Genomic DNA, 18033 nt, shown 5'->3' with positions numbered 1-18033 from the left:
GGCCTCCTCGGGAGCGACACCGCGCTGCCCCTACAAGATCACCGGAGGCGACCGCCCGTCAAGATCGGGAGGCGGCCGCGATCGGAGGCGGAGGAGCGGAACGGCGCGGGTCCTTCAGGGCGATCACGTCGGCCCGGCCGTCCTTCTCGGCCAGGCGGAACAGGTGCACCTGCAGCACCATCTCCAGCTCCAGCCGGATGTCGGGGTCGTACAGCTCCTCGCCGAACAGCTGCTCGAGCTGGTGCAGCCGGTAGCGGACGGTCTGCGGGTGGACGTGCAGCCGGGAGGCGACCTCGGTGGCGTTGAACCCGCTCTGCAGGCAGGCCAGCAGGGTGCGGGCGAGCCGTTCCCGGTGGCGGGGCCGGACCTGCTGCAGCGGGGCCAGCCGGCGTTCGCCGACGAGCCGGATCAGGTCCTCGTCTTTGAACATGACCAGCGTCGGCATGTGGTCCACGCACCGCACCGGCCGGTCGGCGGGGAGCACTCCGCGGCGGGCCAGCGCCAGCGCCTCGCGCGCCCAGCGCAACGACTTGGCCGCCTCCTCCACCCGCACGGTGGGGCCGACCGCGGCGGTCCACTCGCGCAGCCCGTTCTCCAGCATCCGGTACCGGCCGGGGCCGTCGGGGTCGGGCACCACCAGACAGGGCTCCCGCCGGTTGACGTCGGCCAGCACGTCCGGCGGCAGCGCCGGATGGGCGAAGCGCTGCTCGCCGCGTTCGGCCAGGGCGACGGCGGCGACGGTCTGCGGCACCTGCCATCGGGCGGTCCGGGCCAGCTCGGCGATCGCCTGCGGGGAGGCCGGCGGGTCCGACAGCACCAGGTCCAGCAGCCGGCGACGGCGGTGCTCCAGTTCCCCGGCGGCCTGGGAGCGCGCCTCGTTGTAGCCGGCGGTGGCGGCGGCGGCGATCTCGTCCAGGAACGCGAAGATCGCCTCGGCCAGCCGGCTGAGGACGCGCCGGGAGACGTTGTGCCGCTCGGCCTCCAGTGCCAGCCGCCGCCAGGCCACCCGGGCGCCCAGCCGCAGCGCGGTCTGCAACGCGTCCAGGCTGCGGCCCTCGCGCGCCTCGGCCAGCCCGATGTCGCGGTAGACGGCGGTGACCTGTTCCCAGGAGGCGTCCGGATCGCCGATCAGGTCGATGAACTGGCGCACCGCGCCCTCCACCGCCAGCCGCACCATCCGCGCGTACTCCTCGTCGAGCGGCCGCGCGTACTCGGGCACTCCCCGCTGGATCTCCTCGATCATCTCCTCTGCGACCTCCCCCAAAAGGGGGCGGCACAGGTCGGCGATCTCACCCGGAACGGCGACCCAGGGTTCGAGGGTCTGGCTGTGCTGGGGAGAGCTCACCCGTCCTACCTCCGTGGTCGGCGGTCACGGTTTTCCGGAAGCTACCTCCCGGTCACCGCGGGGACTTCGCGGTCGGGCACGCATTCGCGCGTCCGTGTTATCACTCAAGTGATAAAGAAGCGTTCGCTAGGCCCCGGCCCGGCGCGGCGCGGGCCCGAGCAGCGCGGCCAGCCCCAGCCCCAGATAGACCGCGCAGGCGGCGTAGGCCTGGCGTCGCCGGAACGCGGACCGGGTGCGCAGCCGGCCGCCCAGCGCCCCTCCCGCCAGGGCGCACACCAGGTCCGACAGCAGTCCGAGGAGCACGACGACCAGCCCGAGCAGCACGGTCTGCGCGGGCACCGAACCGGCCGCCGGGTCCACGAACTGCGGCAGGAACGCCAGGAAGAACACGATCACCTTGGGGTTGAACAGGCTGACCAGCAGCCCGTCCAGGAACACCCGGGGCAGCGGCTGCGGGGGCGGCGTCCGCTCGGCGAGGGAGCTCCGGTCGCGGAACGTGCGGATCGCGAGGAAGATCAGGTAGGCGGCGCCGGCGTAGCGCAGGGCGGTGAACGCGGTGGCCGAGGCGGCCACCAGCGCCGACAGCCCGGCCGCCGCCGCGACGGCGTGCAGCAGGGTGCCGGTCTCCACCCCCAGCGCCGAGACGACCCCGGCCCGGCGTCCCTCTCCGACGCTGCGGGCGATGATGTAGAAGTGGTTCGGCCCCGGGACGGCCACCAGCGTCACGGCCGCCGCCAGGAACACCAGCGGATTCGTCATGAACGGCACGGTATGCCCGGGCGGGATCCCGTCGTTCGGCGGGTCGGCGGAGAACGCGGAGGACGGGGCGGACCGCGACCGGTCAGGCGGGCTCGTTCTGCAGGGCCGTCATCCCGGCGGTGATCAGCCGCCCGGCGGTGGCGATCATGCCGCGCACCTCCTCCACCGGCCGGCCCAGCGAGGTCAGGGAGACCAGCGCCGACAGCAGCACGTGGCCGAGCAGGATCTCCACCTCCTCCAGATCGGGCGCCGACTCCCCGAGCGCGGCCGCCAGCCGGGTGCGCATCTGCAGGAACAGCGCGTTGCGCGCGTCCTCGACGCCGGGGTCGTCGGAGGTGATCGCCTGGATGATCGCCGAGGTGAGGGTGAGCTCGGCGGCGGCCACCTCGACGATGCGTCCCATCAGCGCGGTGATCCGCTCGGCCGGGGTCTCGCCGGTGAGCGCCGCCGAGGTGTCGGAGGTGATCTGCTCCGCCCACAGCGCGGCGACCTCGGTGAGCAGATGATCCTTGGTGGCGAAGTAGCGGTACACCGTGGCGCGGGCGACGCCCGCCCGATCGGCGACGTCGTGCATGGTCACGGCCGCGTACCCGCCCTCCAGGGCCAGCCGGCGGGCGGCGTCGATCAGTCTGGTGCGGCGGGCCTGCTGGTCCTTGGTCAGGGTGCGGGTGACGGTGATGCGCACGTCACCGGGCGATTCGGGCAAATCATCCTCCTTGCCTGCGCCTTCATTCTCGCGCACCCGGGGCGGCACCGGACGACCGGGACCGCGGAGGCCCCTCGGGGGCCGTGCACCGCCGAGGCCGGCCCCAGGCCCTCCGCTCCCCTCGGCCGCCGGCGGGACGGGTGTTCGGCCGACGCGGTGGGGGGAAGATAAGGGACCCGGCGTACATCGCCGGGAGTACTCCAGAGCACTCCCGGCGGCCGACGCCCGCCTTCCGACGAACCGGTTACCGTGCAGCATGACCGTTCCCACGGCGTTCCGTCCGTTCCTGCAGCCGGGGCTGCGTCCCCGCGACTGGCCGGTGTGGATCGTGCCGCTGCTGGCGGGGGCGTTCGTCGTGGCCGGGTCGCTGGGGGCGCAGCGCAACGCCCTGGAGGGGCCGCACGCCTACCCGACGACCAGGCTGGACGCGGCGGCGATCGGGCTGCTGGTCGCCGGGGCGGCGGCGTTGCTGGCCCGGCGGCGCCTTCCGGTGCCGACCGCGCTCACGGTGGGCGCCGTCGTGGTGCTCTACCTGTTGCGCGCCTATCCGTACGGCCCGGTGTTCCTGCTGCTGTTCGTGGCGGTGCTGGCGCTGGTGGTGGCCGGTCATCGGATCAGCGCATGGGTGGGGACGCTCACCGGGTTCTTCGGCTACTGCACCCTGACCTGGTTCATCGGAGTGCCCGCCGAGCTGCGGGGGACGGGCGACCGGCTGTTCCCGGTGGAGCGCCCCACGGCGGCCGGCGCCGTCATCGGGCTGCTGGCGGTTCTGGTGGCGCTGACCGGGTCGGAGCTGGTGCGGATCTCCGCGGAACGGGCCGCCGAGGCCGAGAGCAGACGCCGTGAGCGCGAACGCCGACGGGCCAGCGAAGAGCGGCTGCGGATCGCCCGGGAGTTGCACGACGTGCTGGCGCACAACATCTCGATGATCAATGTGCAGGCGGGGGTGGCGCTGCATCTGATCGACGAGCGGCCGGAGCAGGCGCGCACCGCGCTGGCGGCGATCAAGACGGCCAGCAAGGAGGCGCTCGCCGAGATGCGACAGGTGATCGGGGTGCTGCGGCAGCAGGGCGAGACCGCTCCGCGGTCGCCCGCCGCCGGCCTGGACCGCCTGCCGGAGCTGCTGGACCGCGCCCGCGCCGCCGGTCTGACCGTGCACGCCGAGGTGGACCTGCCCGAGCCGGGCGCGCTGCCCGCCGGGACCGGGCTGGCGGCGTTCCGGATCGTGCAGGAGTCGCTGACCAACGTCGCCCGCCATGCCGGTCCCGGTCCGGTGACGGTGTGGGTGCGGGTCTCCTGCGACGAGCGGGGGGTGTCCGTCAGGGTGGACGACGACGGGCGGGGCGCGGCGCTGCTGCCGGAGGACTCCGGCGGCAGCGGGCTGACCGGGATGCGGGAACGGGCGGCCGCGCTGGGCGGGGAGTTCACCGCGGGGCCCCGGCCGGGCGGCGGTTTCCGGGTCGCCGCGCTGCTTCCGGTCGGCCGGCGAGGGGCGGAGGAGCGATGATCAAGGTGCTGCTGGCCGACGATCAGGCGCTGGTGCGGGCGGGGTTCCGGGCGTTGCTGGACGCCCAGCCCGACATCGAGGTGGTCGGCGAGGCGGGCGACGGCCACGAGGCGGTCGAGCAGGCCCGACGGCTGCGTCCGGACGTGCTGCTGATGGACATCCGGATGCCCCGGCTGGACGGGCTGGCCGCCACCCGGCGGATCGCCGCCGAGGAGCGGCTGTCGGGCACCCGGATCGTCATCCTCACCACGTTCGAGCTGGACGAGTACGTGTTCGAGGCGCTGCGCGGCGGAGCCAGCGGGTTCCTGGTCAAGGACACCGAGCCGGTGGAGCTGATCCACGCGGTGCGGGTGGTGGCCGCCGGGGAGGCGCTGCTGTCGCCGAGCGTCACCCGGCGGCTGATCGCCGAGTTCGCCGCCCGGGCCAGGCCGCCCGCCTCGGACGTGCGGCTGAACGCCCTGACCGACCGGGAACGGGAGGTGATGGCGCTGGTGGCCGAGGGCCTGACCAACGAGGAGATCGCCGAGCGGCTGGTGGTCAGCCCGGCCACCGCCAAGACCCACGTCAGCCGGGCCATGGTCAAGCTGGGCGCGCGGGATCGCGCCCAGCTCGTGGTGTTCGCCTACCAGTCGGGGCTGGTCAGACCCGGCTGGTCGTGATCGTCGGCCCCGCCGGGCCGAGCGCGTTGACCTGAGAGCGCAGGATCAACGCGCCCGCCACCACCGCGAGCACCACCAAGATCACCGCGATGGTCACGATGACGATGGTCTTGGTCCGTTCCCGCTCGTAGTGGCTCGGCCGCGGAGGCTGCCACGGCGGCGGGGTGAACGGAGGGGACGGGGCGGACAGGGTGGACGGGGTCGGCGGGGAGGGCGGAGGGGACGGCCGAGGCGGCATGTTCCACTCCGGAGGCTGGATCATGGTGCGCGACTCGGCGTCGGGAGGGCTCGGCCGGGCGGACGAGGAGGACGACCGAGAAGACGCGGAGGACGACCGAGGAGGCGAAGAGGACCGCCGGGAGGGCCGAGGGGAGGGCGAGGGGGACGGACGGGAGGACGACAGCGGGCGACGGCCCGAGTCCACCCGGGTGGGCACGTCGAGCTCGGCGGAGTCCAGCACCGTCTCGGTCGCCTCCGGCGGCAGCGGCGGAGGCGGGCCGTAGCCGACGGACGCCCGGCCGGGCCGCTCGAACGGCTCGTCCAGCACGGTCTCATCCAGCACGGTCTCGTCCGGGATGGTGCGGAACTCCTGGTCGTGGGACGTCGACGGCCGGGACCGCCGTCCCATCTCGACCACCTCGGCGAGCTTGGACAGCGCCTGGTCGGCGTTCATCCGATGTCTCGGCTCGCGGGCCAGCAGCCCCATCAGCACGTCGGTCAGCGGCCCGGCGTTGCGCGGCGGCGGCACCGGCTCGGTGAGCACCGCCGACAACGAGGCCATCGCGTCGGACCGCTCATACGGGGAGCGGCCCTCCACCGCCGCGTACAGGGTGGCGCCCAGCGACCACAGGTCCGAGGCGGGCACCGCCCGTTCGCCCTGCGCCCGCTCCGGGGGGATGTAGGCGGGCGAGCCCATCACCAGGCCCGTCTGGGTGAGCGTGGAGTCGCCCTCCATCTGGGCGATGCCGAAGTCGGTCAGCACCGCCCGCCCCTCATCGGTGATCAGCACGTTGCTGGGCTTGACGTCGCGGTGCAGGACCCCCTTGCTGTGCGCGTGCCGCAGCGCGTCCAGGGTCTGCCGGCCGATCTCGGCGGCCTGAGTGTAGGGCAGCGGCCTCTCGTCGATCATGTCCTGCAGCGAACGGGCCCGGACGAGCTCCATCACCAGCCACGGCCGTCCGTCCTCGTTCACCACGTCGTGCACGGTGACCACGCCAGGGTGGTTGAGCTGCGCCGCCGCCCGCGCCTCCCGGAAGGTCCGCTCGTACAGCACGTTGCGCTCGTCCGGGCTCAGCCCAGGGGGCAGCAGCACCTCCTTGACCGCCACCTCCCGGCCCAGCATGGTGTCGTGAGCCTGCCAGACGGTGCCCATGCCGCCCCGGCCCACCACCCTCTCGAGACGGTAGCGGTTCCCGAGCAGATGCCCCTGCTGAGCCTGCGCCATACCGAATGGTCCCCCGTCTGGGACGCCTGAGTCCCTCCCGTGGTCGTCCGGTCCCCTAAGGCCGGAACGTGTCGAGGATATTGTTCACCCTTTCCACGTTCGCGTCCCAGTCGCTTTGCGGGATCGCGATGAACACCGCATAGGGACGTCCGTCGACCTTGACGCCCCGATCGAGGCCGCGCATCGGCGTCCCTCCGGCGTTCGTCCAGGTGAACTCCAGGTCGGCGGCGTCGTAGGGGAGGCCGGTGACCCGGCTGAGGCTCACCCGGCGATAGTCGCGCAGGCTGCCCTTGGCGAGGACCTCCGACTCCCACCACTCCCAGTGGGAGAGCGGGTCGCCGGACCAGGGGGTGCGGTCGACCTGGACGTAGGCCTCGGAGTCGGGATCCCGCCAAAAGACGCTCGCCCCCTGCTCCATCCGCCGCCAGCCGACGGGGACCGCGATCCGGTAGCCGGGCCCGCTCACCGGACGCAGCCCCGGCGGCGCGGAGGGGCTCGCCGGGCGGGTGGGCTCGAGGGGGACGGCGGTGTCGTCCGGAGTCCGTGGTCCGCCGTCCTGACCGGAGACCACGGCGGGCGTGGTCTGCGCGGCCGCCCCGCCCTGGACGGCGCCCTGCCGGGGATCGTCGTCCGGCCGGACGACCAGGACGACGGCGAGCGTCACCGCGACCGCGGCCAGCGCGCCCACCAGCACCAGCAGCGCCGGGTGGACGGCGGAACGGGCCGGCGCCGCCGCGGTCGGGAGGGCGGCCGGGAGGGTGGCGCCTCCCGGCGGCGCGGGCGGCGTCCCGGCAGCCCGCGCGGCCGGAGACGGCTGGGCGGGCCGGCCGCCCGAGGCGACCTGCGCCAGCATCTCCTCGGCCTGCGGAGCGGTCAGCCGGCGCGCCGGGTCGCGGACCAGCAGCCCGCCGATCACCGGGGCGAGGGGGCCGGCGTTGCGCGGCGGCGGCGGATCCTCGGTCATCAACGCCGCCAGCACCGCCATCATGTCGGGCCGGTCGTAGGGCGGGCGGCCCTCCACGGCCGCGTACAGGGTGGCGCCCAGCGACCACAGGTCCGAGGCGGGGGTGGCGCGTTCGGCCCGGGCGCGTTCCGGCGGCAGGTAGGCCGGCGAGCCCATCACCAGGCCCGTCTGGGTGAGCGTGGCGTCGCCCTCCATCTGGGCGATGCCGAAGTCGGTCAGCACCGCCCGCCCCTCGTCGGTGATCAGCACGTTGGCGGGCTTGATGTCGCGGTGCAGGATGCCCACGGCGTGGGCGTGCCGCAGCGCGGCGACCATCTGCCGGCCGATCTCGGCGGCCCGTTCCGGCGGCAGCGGCCCCTCCCGCTCCAGCAGGTCGGCCAGGGAACGGGCGCGGATCAGCTCCATCACGATCCACGGCCGGTCGTCGACGTCCACCACGTCGTGCACGGTGACGATGCCGGGATGGCTGAGCCGGGCGGTGGCCCGCGCCTCGCGCAGGGTCCGCTCGCGCACCTGCCGACGGGCGGCCTCGTCCAGCTCGTCGCGGACCCGGACCTCCTTGACCGCCACCAGGCGGTCGAGCATCTCGTCGCGCGCCCGCCACACCGTGCCCATGCCGCCGCGGCCGAGCACCGACTCCAGCCGGTATCGGCCGGCGATCAGGCGGCCGGCCCCCTCATCAGGCCGATCATTCGCCATGGTCGCAGGAACCCATCGCTGTCATGGTCGGACCGCCGCCCTCATTCGGCGGGCCGGAAGGTCCGGAAGACCGGGTCCAGCTCCTGACGCACCCGGTCCCACTCCGAGTCCGGGGCGACCAGGAAGATCGCATACCCCCGGTCGCCGGCCACGAACCCGCGGTCCAGCCCGTGCATGCGGGTGGATCCGGACCGCCAGGTGAACTCCCAGTCCGCCGACCGATCGCCGTTCCCGGTGTCGGGCACCGGCGGCTGGTCGCCGGTCGGCCCCAGCTTGATCCGCCGGTAGTCGGGGAACTGCGAGCCCCGGGTCGCGGCCTCCAGATCCTTCCAGTCGTCCAGGGCGCTGGGGCCGGGGTCGCCGGTCTGGTCGAACTGGACGTAGGCGCCGCCGCCCGGGCGGCGGAAGAACACGCTGGTCCCCTTGCGCTCGGGTCCGTTCCAGTCCTCGGGGACCGCGACGGTGAACCCGGTCGGGTCCCGGTAGAGGCGGAAGCCCTCGGGGACCTCGCTCGCGGCGGTGGTCCCGCTCGACGTGGGCCGGACCGTGCGCTCGGCCGTGGGCTCGGCGCTCGCGGTCGGCGCGGGCACGGATCCGCCGGTGCGGCCCGCCGGCTCGGCGGGATCGTCTCGCCGCAGCAGCGCCACCGCCATGGCGCTGATCACCAGCAGCACGACCGCCACCACGATGCCGATCAGCATCGTCCCGCCCGGCATCGGACGGCCCTCGGGGCGGGGGGACCGGAAGGGCGGATCGCTCGGCGCCGTCGGCGTGATGAGCTCGGGCCGCTCCGGCACGGTCGCCTGCGTGCCGGTGCGGGCGCCGGTCCCGCCCCCGTCGGAGTCGTCCCGGGTGGCCAGCGGGTCGTCGGAGTCCACCCGGGTGGCCAGCGGATCGTCTCCGTCGAGCCGGGTCGCCAGCGGGTCGCCGGCCTCCTCGGAGGCGTCGGGGGCCGAGAGCGGCACCGCCCGGTCGCGTCCGTCGGAGCCGGGCGCCCCGGGGCCGTCGGCCGGATCGAGCGGCGGGGGCGTCACCGGGCGGGTGCGGCCGTCGTCGGCGGAGGACTCCTCGCGGACGATCTCGTCCAGCAGCATCCCGGCCTCGGGGGCGGTCATCCGCTGGGTCGGGTCCTTGCGCAGCAGCCCTTCGATCACCGGCGCCAGCGGCCCGGCGTTCGGCGCGGGCGGCGGATCCTCGGAGATCACCGCCACCAGCGAGGCCATCGGTTCGGGCCGCTCGAACGGGGAGCGGCCGTCCAGCATCGCGTACAGCGTGACGCCCAGCGACCACAGGTCCGAGGCGGGACCGGCGGTCCGGCCGCGGGCGCGTTCGGGGGCGATGTAGGCGGGCGAGCCCATCACCAGCCCGGTCTGGGTCAAGGTGGCGTCCCCGACGGACACCGCGATCCCGAAGTCGGTCAGCACGGCCCGGTCGCCGTCGGTCACCAGCACGTTGCTGGGCTTGACGTCGCGGTGCAGCACGCCGGCCTCGTGCGCGGCGTGCAGGGCGGCCAGCATCTGCCGGCCGATCTCGGCGGCCCGCCGCACCGGCAGCGGACCCTCCTGCTTGATCACCTTGTCGAGCGACTGGGCCCGGATCAGCTCCATCACGATCCAGGGCCGCCCGTCCTCCTCGACCACGTCGTAGACGGTGACCACGCCGGGGTGTCCCAGCCGCGCGGCGGTGCGGGCCTCCCGGAAGGTGCGCTTGTACTGGACGGCGCGCTCCTCATCGGTCAGCCCGTGCGGCAGGATGACCTCCTTGACCGCGACGTCGCGGCCGAGGACCTCATCGTGCGCGTGCCACACCGTCCCCATGCCGCCATGGCCGACCGGGGCCAACAAGCGGTAACGCCGGGCGAGCAGTCTCTCCCCGGCGGTCTCGTTCGGCATATGCGCGACCATATCGACAATTGCTGACAACCTCGGACGGGGCACGCGGGCAACGGCCCCATCCTCTTGGACGCCGTGCCCGGCCGGGAAGTTGGCGCCCTCCTCGGCGCCGCCCCGCGGGCGGCCCGCGCCGCCGTCCTGCGACACTCCCCCTGAACAGGGGGAAACTGCAGATGGTGACGACGAGGTCGGTTACCGTGGCCGCCGACACAGACAAGCCCGGTGAACCGGCGCGTCCGGGTCAGAGCCGTGACATCACGTGATGAGCCGATGGTGAGAGCCAGCAGTGCGACAGGAAAGCCCCCGCGCCGCGAGGCGCCGATGACGGCCGACGGCGCGAGCCTGGGACAGGCCTGGCGACGCCTGGTCACGGCGATCCCCGACGGGTTCTTCTGGTACACCCGGCTGTCGGGCGTGCTGTCGATCCTGGCGTTCGTGTCCTCGGACCTGATCCAGCGGCTCGGCGGCATCTGGGCGCTGCGCTGGATCTACTACCTGGGCTTCACCGCCAGCCTGCCGTACGGGCTGCTGCTGATCCTGCTGTCGATGGGGGTGCGGCGGCGCAAGAAGGCGGCCTGGCGGATCCTGGTGCTGCTGTTCGGCGGTTACTTCGGGCTGGCGCTGCTGCTGGTCGGCAAGCGGGCGGTCGAACGGGGCGGGGGCGTGCCGCCCGGCGAGCTGGTCACCCTGGCCGCCTACACCGCGGTATTGGGCCTGCTGGCGGCGGCGCGGGGGGAGTTCAACACGCTGCCGGACCGGGCCAACCGAAGGTTGGCGCTCCAGGTGTTCTCCGGGGTGCTCCTGGTCAGCGGGCTGCTGGGCACCGGCCTGGTCACGGTGACGAACCGGGACCCCGACGGCCGGTTCGTCACCGACGCGCTGTACGCGGCGCTGCAGACGATCGGCGGGCCCGGGGTGACCGGCGAGCCGATCGACGTGGACGTGCCGACCCGGGTCGACCTGCTGCTGGGGGTGCTGGGCGCCGGACTGCTGATCATCACGTTCTGGGCGCTGTTCCGGCCGGGCCGGGGAGACGCGGTGCTCACCCCCGAGGAGGAGCTGCCCGCCCGGCGGCTGCTGGCCGAGTACGGGGAGCAGGACTCGCTGGGCTACTTCGCGCTGCGCCGCGACAAGGACGTGATCGTGGCGCCCAACGGCCGGGCCGCCATCTCCTACCGGGTGGAGGGGGCGGTGGCGCTGGCCAGCGGCGATCCGCTGGGCGACCCGGAGTCGTGGGACTCGGCGATCGAGCTGTGGCTGGCCGAGTGCCGGGCGCACGCCTGGATCCCCGGAGTGGTCAGCGCGGGCGAGCGGGCCGCGCACGTGTACCGGCGGCACGGGTTCGACGCGCTGGAGCTGGGCGACGAGGCGATCGTGGAGCTGACCGACTTCACCCTGGAGGGCCGGGAGATGCGCCAGGTCCGCCAGGCGGTGCGCCGGGTGGAGCGGGCCGGCTACACGGTGCGGATCCGGCGGCACGCGCAGATCCCGCCGGAGGAGATGGAACGGATCATCGCCAGCGCCGACCGCTGGCGGGAGGGCGCCGTCGAACGCGGCTTCTCGATGGCGCTGGGCCGGCTGGGCGACCCGACCGACGGGCGGTGCGTGATGGTGGAGGCGTTCGACGCCTCCGGCGAGCTGCGCGGCATCCTCAGCTTCGTGCCATGGGGGCGGACCGGGCTGTCGCTGGACCTGATGCGCCGCGACCGCACCGCCGAGAACGGCCTCAACGAGTTCATGATCGCCAAGCTGGCCGAGCAGGCGCCGTTGATCGGGGCGCAGCGGATATCGCTGAACTTCGCGATGCTGCGGTCGGCGTTCGAGCGCGGCTCCCAGCTCGGCGCGGGCCCGGTGGCCCGGGCCTGGGCGCGGGTGCTGTCGGCGGCCTCCAAGTTCTGGCAGCTGGAGTCGCTGTACCTGGCCAACGCCAAGTACAACCCGGTGTGGGCGCCGCGGTTCGTGTGCTACCAGCAGTCCCGCGACCTGGTGCGGCTGGGGCTGGCGTTCGCGCGGGCCGAGGGCTTCCTGCCGACGCTCAACCGGCCCAGGCTGGACCGGGCCGCCCGGCAGGCCCCCTCCCCCGAGCTGGTGGAGCAGATCAAGCGGATCGAGGAGGAGGCGGAGGCGGCCCGCGCCCCGCAGCGCCGGCTGTCGGAGCAGGAGCGGGTGCGGCACGCCAAGCTGGAGCTGATCCGGGCGGCCGGGATGGACCCCTACCCGCTGGGCTTCCCCCGCACCGACCACGCCGCCGACATCCGCGCCCGGTTCGGCGACCTGCCGCCGGACGCCCGCACCGGGGAGCGGGTCGCGATCGCCGGGCGGGTGGTGCTGAGCCGCGAGCACGGCCGGCTGGTGTTCGTCACGCTGCGGGACGAGACCGGCGACATCCAGCTCATGCTGGCGCACGACGTGCTGGCCGGGCACGGCCGTCCGGAGGCGCTGGCCGACTGGAAGCGGCTGGTGGACCTGGGCGACCAGGTCGGCGTCGAGGGCGAGGTGGTCGTCTCACGGCGCGGCGAGCTGTCGGTCCTGGTGTCGCGCTGGACGCTGACCGCCAAGTGCCTGCGCCCGCTGCCCACCAAGCGCAGCAGGCCGGCCGACCCGGAGGCGCGGGTCCGGCAGCGGTACGTGGAGCTCATCGTCGACGACGAGGCCCGGCGGATGCTGCGGATGCGCGCGGACGCGGTGGCGGCGATCCGGGACGGGCTGCGGCGGCGCGGCTATCTCGAGGTGGAGACCCCGATGCTGCAGCCGATCCACGGCGGCGCCGCCGCCCGGCCGTTCGTCACCCGGATGAACGCCTACAACATGCAGCTGTACCTGCGGATCGCGCCCGAGCTGTACCTCAAGCGGCTGCTGGTCGGCGGGGTCGGCAAGGTCTTCGAGATCAACCGCAGCTTCCGCAACGAGGGCGTGTCGGCCCGGCACAACCCCGAGTTCACGATGCTGGAGGCCTACGAGCCCTACGGGGACTACGACACGATGGTGACGCTGACCCGGGAGCTGGTGCTGGAGGCCGCCCGCGCCGCGCTCGGCACGACGGTGCTGGTGCGCGACGGCGTGGAGCACGACCTGGCCGAGCCGTGGCGGCACGTCACCGTGTACGGGTCGGTGTCGGAGGCCCTCGGCGAGGAGATCACCCCGGACACCCCGATCGAGCCGCTCCGCAAGCACGCCCAGCGGGCCGGTCTGGTCTTCGACATGGACTGGGGGCGGGGCAGGCTGGTGCAGGAGCTGTTCGAGGCCCTGGTGGAGCCGCATCTGACGGCCCCCACGTTCGTGCGGGACTATCCGGCCGAGACCTCTCCGCTGACCCGCCCGCACCGGGCGGACCGGCGGCTGGCCGAGAAGTGGGATCTGATCGTGTTCGGGCTGGAGCTGGGCACCGCCTACAGCGAGCTGACCGACCCCGTCGAACAGCGCCGTCGGCTGACCGAGCAGTCGCTGCGGGCCGCGGGCGGGGATCCGGAGGCGATGGAGCTGGACGAGGACTTCCTGCGGGCCCTGGAGTACGCCATGCCGCCCGCCGGGGGCATGGGAATGGGCATCGACCGCCTGCTGGTCACCCTCACCGGCAAGAGCATCCGCGAGACCATCGCGTTCCCGCTGGTCCGTCCGCGGTGAGCCGGCCCCGCGGCGCGGGCCGCCGCGCTCAGGCCGGCCGCCGGTCCTCGATGTGGACGATCTTCAGCTCGCGGCCGTCCTGGTCGCGCTTGGCGCGCCCGTACAGGCCGACCGAGATCTCCTCGGGCTCCTCGGCGCCCATCTCCTCGGGCGCGACGTAGGTGAGCACGTCGTCGTGGTGGCCGTACACCACCCAGCCGGGGGCGTCCTGGAGCACGATGACGCCGAAGTCCCCGGCCGGGGTGCCGGCCCGGACCGGCCCGTACTCCCGCAGGATCGCGGTGGCCTGGGCGGCCAGGTCCTCCTCCGGCTCCATGCAGATCACCACGGTGCCGTGGGCGAACAGCACCCACGACTTGTGCTCCCCGACGATGATCCGCCGCCAGGTCTCCACGAGTTCCGCCGTGTCCATGACGCCGATCATGCCGCATCGCGCCGATCGCCCCGGCCGTCTCCGCCCGCCGACACCGGGCGGAGCACCTCGGCGGACCTCGGTCAGAGGCCCTCGCCTTGCAGCACGCAGAACTCGTTGCCCTCCGGGTCTGCCAGCACCGTCCAGGGCCGCTCGCCCTGGCCGATGTCGACGCGCCGCGCCCCCAGCGCCAGCAGGCGTTCCACCTCGGCCTCCTGGTCGTCGGGGGTCAGGTCCAGGTGCAGCCGGTTCTTGCCGGTCTTGGGCTCGGGCACCCGCAGGAAGAGGAGCTTGGGATAGGTGCCCTCGTCCAGGCCCACCGTGACGCTCTCGGCGTCCTCCTCCAGGATCTTGAAATCCAGCGCCCGGCTCCAGAACTCGGCCAGTCGGCGGGGGTCGGCGCAGTCGACGACGAGCCAGTTCCATGAGCTAGCCATGGACACCGCCCGCCCCGCTCCGCTCAGCGGCCACTGCGTGCAAGGTATTTCTCCTCGTCCGGCAACATGATCCACAGCACGATATAGACGACGAACTGCGGTCCGGGCAGCAGACACGACAGAACCGCGAGAAGCCGAACCGTTCCGGGCGAGAGGTCGAACCTGCGGGCCAGGCCCGCGCAGACTCCGGCGATCACCCTGCCGTCGCGGGGACGGTACAGACCGGTCATGATCTCCACTCCTTCGGTGCACGATCGTCCGGTTCACCTCTCACGCTAGGAACCGGACGATCGGATCCGAATCACTCCTGCGACCGATCCGTGCACCTACCCGCGACGTAGGGGAAGTCCCCTAGGGGTTCCGCCGCGCGTTGCGGGCGGCCACCAGCTCCGGCAGGGCGGCCAGGTCGTCCAGCACGAAGGCGCAGCGGCGCAGCGCCTCCTCGTCGCGTTGGATGTGCCCCCACGGTCCGCGCCGCAGGAACGCGACCTGCATGCCGAACGCCAGCGCGGGACGCACGTCGTTGTCGATCCGGTCGCCGACGTACAGGATCGCGGCGGGGGGACGGCCGCACTCGGCGGCGCAGCGGGCGAAGAACTCCGGGTCCGGCTTGCTCACCCCCCACACGTCGGAGATGCCGACCATGTCCATCGGCAGCCCGAGCGCGGCGAACTGCTCGGCCGCCTCCACCGGCTGGTTGCCGGCCGCCCCGACGAGCAGGCCCTGCGCGCGCAGCCCGGCCAGGCAGTCGCGGACGTCGGGGTACAGGTCGGCGGGGCCGAAGCCGTTGGGGACCCCGGCCTCGGCCCGCCTCCTCTCCTCGGCCGCCAGGTCGAAGCCCGGCCGGAAGTGCTCGAACGCGTCCATGGCGGTGCCGCCGGCCGCCAGCATCGCGCCCAGCTTGGTCAGGAACGTGTGCCGGGGCACCCCGAGCCAGTCGGCCCAGCGGCCGTAGATCTCCCCCTCGTTGATCAGCGTCTCGCCGATGTCGAAGAGGACCGCCTCGATCCGGCTCACCCCAGCGTCACCGCCTCGCCGGGCTTGAGCCGCCGGTAGTCCCGGTCACCGGCCTTGGCGGCGGCGTTGCCGACGTGGTTCTCCATGATCGCGATGCCCACGTCGTTGAGGATGCCGTCGTGGACGACGTACGCCCGGTCGGGGGCGACCTCCTTGAGGTAGGCGTACATCTCGGAGACCTTCAGCCACGGCGCGGTGCCGGGCAGGCACAGCGTGGGCACCCGCACCGGCGGAACGGTCAGCGCGTCGCCGGGGTGGAAGACCTCCCCGTCGATCAGGTACCCGGTGTTGGGGACGGGCGGCAGGTCCGGGTCGAGGATCTCGTGCTCGGCCCCGTGGACGTGGACCTGGAATCCGGCGACGGCGAACGAGTCCCCGTCCCCGGTCTCAACGACCCGGGAGCCGAGGTCGGCGAGCTTGTCCGCCACGGTCGCGGAGGCGTACACCCGCAGCCTCGGGTTCTCGGCCATCGCCCGGCGGATGCGGTCCTCGTCGAAGTGGTCGAAGTGCTCGTGGGTGATGAGCACGGCGTCGGCCCCCGCCAGGGCGTCGGTCTCGGGGGTGAGCCCGCCCGGGTCGATCACCAGGGTGCCCTCGTCCTTGCTGAGCCGTACGCAGGCGTGTCCCAGCTTGGTCAGCCTCATGCGCTCCTCCTTCCGTCCCGATGCTTTCACGGGCGCCGGCCGGGCCGGCGGGCCCTCCCCGCGACGGGGTCGCGCATCTCGTTCCCGGCCCGGCACGGCCCTCGCCCGCCGCCGTCTCCGGCGCGGGTGGCACACTCGCTCCATGAGCGAGTGGGTCGGACGGACCGCGAGCGAGATCGCGGCGGCGGTGAAGACGGGCGAGGTCACGGCGCGCGAGGTCGTCGCGGCGCATCTGAAGCGGATCAAGGAGCTGGACGGCGAGCTGGGCGCGTTCGTGACGGTGCGGACGACGAAGGCGCTGGCCGAGGCCGAGCAGGTCGACGCGCGTCCGGACCGGGCGGAGCTGCCGCTGGCCGGGGTGCCGGTGGCGATCAAGGACAACGTGCCGGTGGCGGGCGAGCCGATGCGCCTCGGTTCGCTGGCCACCGACGACTCCCCGCAGCCGGCCGACCATCCGGTGGTGGCGCGGCTGCGCGCCGCCGGCGCGGTGGTGGTGGGCCTGACCAACCTGCCGGAGCTGGGGATCTACCCGTTCACCGACAACGCCTTCGGGGTGACCCGCAACCCGTGGGACACCAGCCGCACCGCCGGCGGCTCCTCCGGCGGGGCGGCGGCGGCCGTGGCCGCGGGACTGGTGCCGCTGGCGCACGGCAACGACGGGGCGGGCTCGATCCGGATCCCGGCGGCCAACTGCGGGCTGTTCGGGATCAAGCCCGGGCCCGGGGTGGTGCCGTCGGAGCTCGGCCGGGACGACTGGGGCGGGATGGCCGAGAACGGTCCGCTGGCCACCACCGTCGCCGACGCGGCGCTGGCGCTGTCGGTGATGGCCGGGGATCCGGCGCTGGCCGAGCCGCCCGAGCCGGGTCGGCTGCGGATCGCGCTGTCGGTGCGACCGCCCGCGCCGGGCATGCCGATCCACCGGGAGCTGGCGGCAGCGGTCCGCACGGCGGGCCGGGAGCTGGTGCGGCTGGGACACGACGTGCGGCGCGACGACCCCGACTATCCGCTGTGGACGGGACCGAAGGTGCTGAGCCGCTGGCTGGCGTACCCGGCGGCGGAGGCCGAGCCGCTGCTGGCCGATCCGCTGCTGGAGTCGCGGACCCGCAAGCACGCCCGGGCGGGCCGGGTCGCGCGGCGGATCTGGCCGCCCCGCGACGGCGGCCCGCACAACGACCGGGAGCGGTTCCGGCGGGCGGTGGAGCCGCTGTTCGACCGCCGCGATGTCCTGATCATGCCGACGCTGGCCCGGCAGGCCCCGCCCGCCCGGGCGGGCGGGGAGGGCTCCTGGCTGCGCAGCATGCTGTCGGCGACGACGTACGCGCCGATGACCGCCGCGTGGAATCTGGCCGGGTATCCGGCGGCGTCGATCCCGATGGGGGTCAGCTCGGCGGGCCTGCCGATCGGGGTGCAGCTGGTGGCCGCGCCGGGCGGCGAGGCGCTGATCCTGGGGCTGGCCGCCCAGCTGGAGAAGGCGCACCCGTGGCGGCGGCTGGCCCCCGGCTACACGCCCTGAACACGGCATGCCGGGGGCGGGGGCCGTCCGGGCGGGCGGCCCTCACCCCCGGCGATCGGGTCCGGGTCCGGCCGCTCAGGCCGGGGTGCCGGGGCCGTCGGCGATGGTGAACGCGACGTCCCCCTGCGGGTCGACCTGAGCGTCCAGGGTCTTGTCCTGCAGCAGCAGCGCGGCCCCGGCCTCCAGGTACACGCGAGCGCCTTCCTTCTCCACGATCTCGTCCCCGGCCTCCGGCGCGGGCGCGACCGACAGGGTCAGCGCCTGGGAGCCGTCGACTCCGGACGCGATGCGGATGCCGGTCTCCGGCGGCAGTTCCGGGTTGGCGGTCACGGTACGGATCACCTGGACGGCACCGCTGGTCAGCGTGAGCACGGTCAGCTCCTCACAGTCGGGTTCACAACCCCTGCGACC

At 73.9% G+C, this 18033-nt stretch carries 16 protein-coding genes; 4 read left to right on the top strand and 12 right to left on the bottom strand.

Features of this window, described 5'->3' with window-relative positions; translation table 11 throughout:
- Positions 1-58: 58 nt before the first annotated feature.
- From EIO00_RS10410 to EIO00_RS10400, 3 genes are all read right to left on the bottom strand, one after another.
- A complete protein-coding gene (locus EIO00_RS10410) occupies positions 59-1345 on the bottom strand; it encodes a PucR family transcriptional regulator (protein WP_140177617.1) in 1287 nt (428 codons plus the stop codon).
- 126 nt (positions 1346-1471) lie between these two features.
- On the bottom strand, positions 1472-2104 hold the full coding sequence (locus tag EIO00_RS10405; RefSeq protein WP_140177615.1) for a LysE family translocator: 633 nt from the start codon (positions 2102-2104) through the stop codon (positions 1472-1474).
- An 82-nt stretch (positions 2105-2186) separates the two neighbouring features.
- Positions 2187-2810: a TetR/AcrR family transcriptional regulator gene (locus EIO00_RS10400; protein ID WP_241661259.1), complete on the bottom strand. Its 624-nt coding sequence runs from the start codon at positions 2808-2810 to the stop codon at positions 2187-2189.
- A 256-nt stretch (positions 2811-3066) separates the two neighbouring features.
- Between EIO00_RS10400 and EIO00_RS10395 the strand changes: the two genes are divergently transcribed.
- Both EIO00_RS10395 and EIO00_RS10390 read left to right on the top strand, forming a co-directional pair.
- The gene (locus EIO00_RS10395) at positions 3067-4317 is read left to right on the top strand and encodes a sensor histidine kinase (RefSeq protein WP_161602686.1); all 1251 of its coding nucleotides are present in this window, start codon (positions 3067-3069) and stop codon (positions 4315-4317) included.
- Positions 4314-4976, top strand: coding sequence for a response regulator (locus EIO00_RS10390; protein WP_140177610.1), 663 nt, complete (start codon positions 4314-4316; stop codon positions 4974-4976). Before EIO00_RS10395 ends, EIO00_RS10390 begins: the two co-directional genes overlap by 4 nt.
- On the opposite strand, the gene EIO00_RS10385 is transcribed toward EIO00_RS10390, so the two are convergent.
- The 3 genes from EIO00_RS10385 to EIO00_RS10375 are packed head-to-tail and all read right to left on the bottom strand — an operon-like array spanning position 4957 to position 9975.
- Positions 4957-6420: a serine/threonine-protein kinase gene (locus EIO00_RS10385; RefSeq protein ID WP_140177608.1), complete on the bottom strand. Its 1464-nt coding sequence runs from the start codon at positions 6418-6420 to the stop codon at positions 4957-4959. The two genes, EIO00_RS10390 and EIO00_RS10385, sit on opposite strands and share 20 nt — an antisense overlap.
- Before the next feature lie 55 nt (positions 6421-6475).
- Positions 6476-8083, bottom strand: a complete 1608-nt coding sequence (locus EIO00_RS10380; protein ID WP_140177606.1) for a serine/threonine-protein kinase — start codon at positions 8081-8083, stop codon at positions 6476-6478.
- A gap of 41 nt (positions 8084-8124) precedes the next feature.
- Positions 8125-9975 (bottom strand): serine/threonine-protein kinase, encoded by a 1851-nt coding sequence (locus EIO00_RS10375; protein WP_140177604.1) that lies wholly within the window; start codon positions 9973-9975, stop codon positions 8125-8127.
- A 321-nt stretch (positions 9976-10296) separates the two neighbouring features.
- On the opposite strand from EIO00_RS10375, the gene lysX reads away from it, so the two are divergent.
- On the top strand, positions 10297-13599 hold the full coding sequence (gene lysX, locus EIO00_RS10370; protein ID WP_175596182.1) for a bifunctional lysylphosphatidylglycerol synthetase/lysine--tRNA ligase LysX: 3303 nt from the start codon (positions 10297-10299) through the stop codon (positions 13597-13599).
- Between the two features lie 28 nt (positions 13600-13627).
- Here lysX and EIO00_RS10365 read toward each other — a convergent pair whose 3' ends face one another.
- The 5 genes from EIO00_RS10365 to EIO00_RS10345 form a co-directional block, all read right to left on the bottom strand.
- Complete coding sequence (locus EIO00_RS10365; protein WP_206664102.1) at positions 13628-14011, bottom strand: hypothetical protein; 384 nt, start codon at positions 14009-14011, stop codon at positions 13628-13630.
- Positions 14012-14094: 83 nt separating this feature from the next.
- On the bottom strand, positions 14095-14448 hold the full coding sequence (locus tag EIO00_RS10360; protein WP_140177602.1) for a VOC family protein: 354 nt from the start codon (positions 14446-14448) through the stop codon (positions 14095-14097).
- 23 nt (positions 14449-14471) lie between these two features.
- Positions 14472-14678, bottom strand: a complete 207-nt coding sequence (locus EIO00_RS10355; protein WP_140177600.1) for a PspC domain-containing protein — start codon at positions 14676-14678, stop codon at positions 14472-14474.
- Between the two features lie 121 nt (positions 14679-14799).
- Positions 14800-15465: an HAD family hydrolase gene (locus EIO00_RS10350; protein ID WP_140177598.1), complete on the bottom strand. Its 666-nt coding sequence runs from the start codon at positions 15463-15465 to the stop codon at positions 14800-14802.
- Positions 15462-16109: an MBL fold metallo-hydrolase gene (locus tag EIO00_RS10345; RefSeq protein ID WP_140177596.1), complete on the bottom strand. Its 648-nt coding sequence runs from the start codon at positions 16107-16109 to the stop codon at positions 15462-15464. Before EIO00_RS10345 ends, EIO00_RS10350 begins: the two co-directional genes overlap by 4 nt.
- Positions 16110-16251: 142 nt before the next feature.
- Here EIO00_RS10345 and EIO00_RS10340 point away from each other — a divergent pair, with 142 nt between their 5' ends.
- Positions 16252-17622 carry an amidase gene (locus EIO00_RS10340; protein WP_140177594.1) on the top strand — a complete coding sequence of 457 codons (1371 nt, stop codon included), beginning with the start codon at positions 16252-16254 and terminating at the stop codon, positions 17620-17622.
- 75 nt (positions 17623-17697) lie between these two features.
- On the opposite strand, the gene EIO00_RS10335 is transcribed toward EIO00_RS10340, so the two are convergent.
- Positions 17698-17994 carry a Fe-S cluster assembly protein HesB gene (locus tag EIO00_RS10335; RefSeq protein ID WP_140177592.1) on the bottom strand — a complete coding sequence of 99 codons (297 nt, stop codon included), beginning with the start codon at positions 17992-17994 and terminating at the stop codon, positions 17698-17700.
- Positions 17995-18033 lie beyond the last annotated feature (39 nt).

This window comes from Thermomonospora catenispora (assembly GCF_006363815.1).
GTDB lineage: Bacteria > Actinomycetota > Actinomycetes > Streptosporangiales > Streptosporangiaceae > Thermomonospora > Thermomonospora catenispora.
This window is presented reverse-complemented; position numbering and strand designations above follow the sequence as displayed.

What these genes read in the sequence shown, in the direction of transcription:
- EIO00_RS10405 (WP_140177615.1), bottom strand. Translation starts at nt 2,104, where the DNA reads ATGACGAATCCGCTGGTGTTCCTGGCGGCGGCCGTGACGCTGGTGGCC.
- EIO00_RS10385 (WP_140177608.1), bottom strand. Translation starts at nt 6,420, where the DNA reads ATGGCGCAGGCTCAGCAGGGGCATCTGCTCGGGAACCGCTACCGTCTC.
- EIO00_RS10395 (WP_161602686.1), top strand. Translation starts at nt 3,067, where the DNA reads ATGACCGTTCCCACGGCGTTCCGTCCGTTCCTGCAGCCGGGGCTGCGT.
- lysX (WP_175596182.1), top strand. Translation starts at nt 10,297, where the DNA reads ATGACGGCCGACGGCGCGAGCCTGGGACAGGCCTGGCGACGCCTGGTC.
- EIO00_RS10360 (WP_140177602.1), bottom strand. Translation starts at nt 14,448, where the DNA reads ATGGCTAGCTCATGGAACTGGCTCGTCGTCGACTGCGCCGACCCCCGC.
- EIO00_RS10380 (WP_140177606.1), bottom strand. Translation starts at nt 8,083, where the DNA reads ATGGCGAATGATCGGCCTGATGAGGGGGCCGGCCGCCTGATCGCCGGC.
- EIO00_RS10375 (WP_140177604.1), bottom strand. Translation starts at nt 9,975, where the DNA reads ATGCCGAACGAGACCGCCGGGGAGAGACTGCTCGCCCGGCGTTACCGC.
- EIO00_RS10340 (WP_140177594.1), top strand. Translation starts at nt 16,252, where the DNA reads ATGAGCGAGTGGGTCGGACGGACCGCGAGCGAGATCGCGGCGGCGGTG.
- EIO00_RS10390 (WP_140177610.1), top strand. Translation starts at nt 4,314, where the DNA reads ATGATCAAGGTGCTGCTGGCCGACGATCAGGCGCTGGTGCGGGCGGGG.
- EIO00_RS10365 (WP_206664102.1), bottom strand. Translation starts at nt 14,011, where the DNA reads ATGGACACGGCGGAACTCGTGGAGACCTGGCGGCGGATCATCGTCGGG.
- EIO00_RS10355 (WP_140177600.1), bottom strand. Translation starts at nt 14,678, where the DNA reads ATGACCGGTCTGTACCGTCCCCGCGACGGCAGGGTGATCGCCGGAGTC.
- EIO00_RS10345 (WP_140177596.1), bottom strand. Translation starts at nt 16,109, where the DNA reads ATGAGGCTGACCAAGCTGGGACACGCCTGCGTACGGCTCAGCAAGGAC.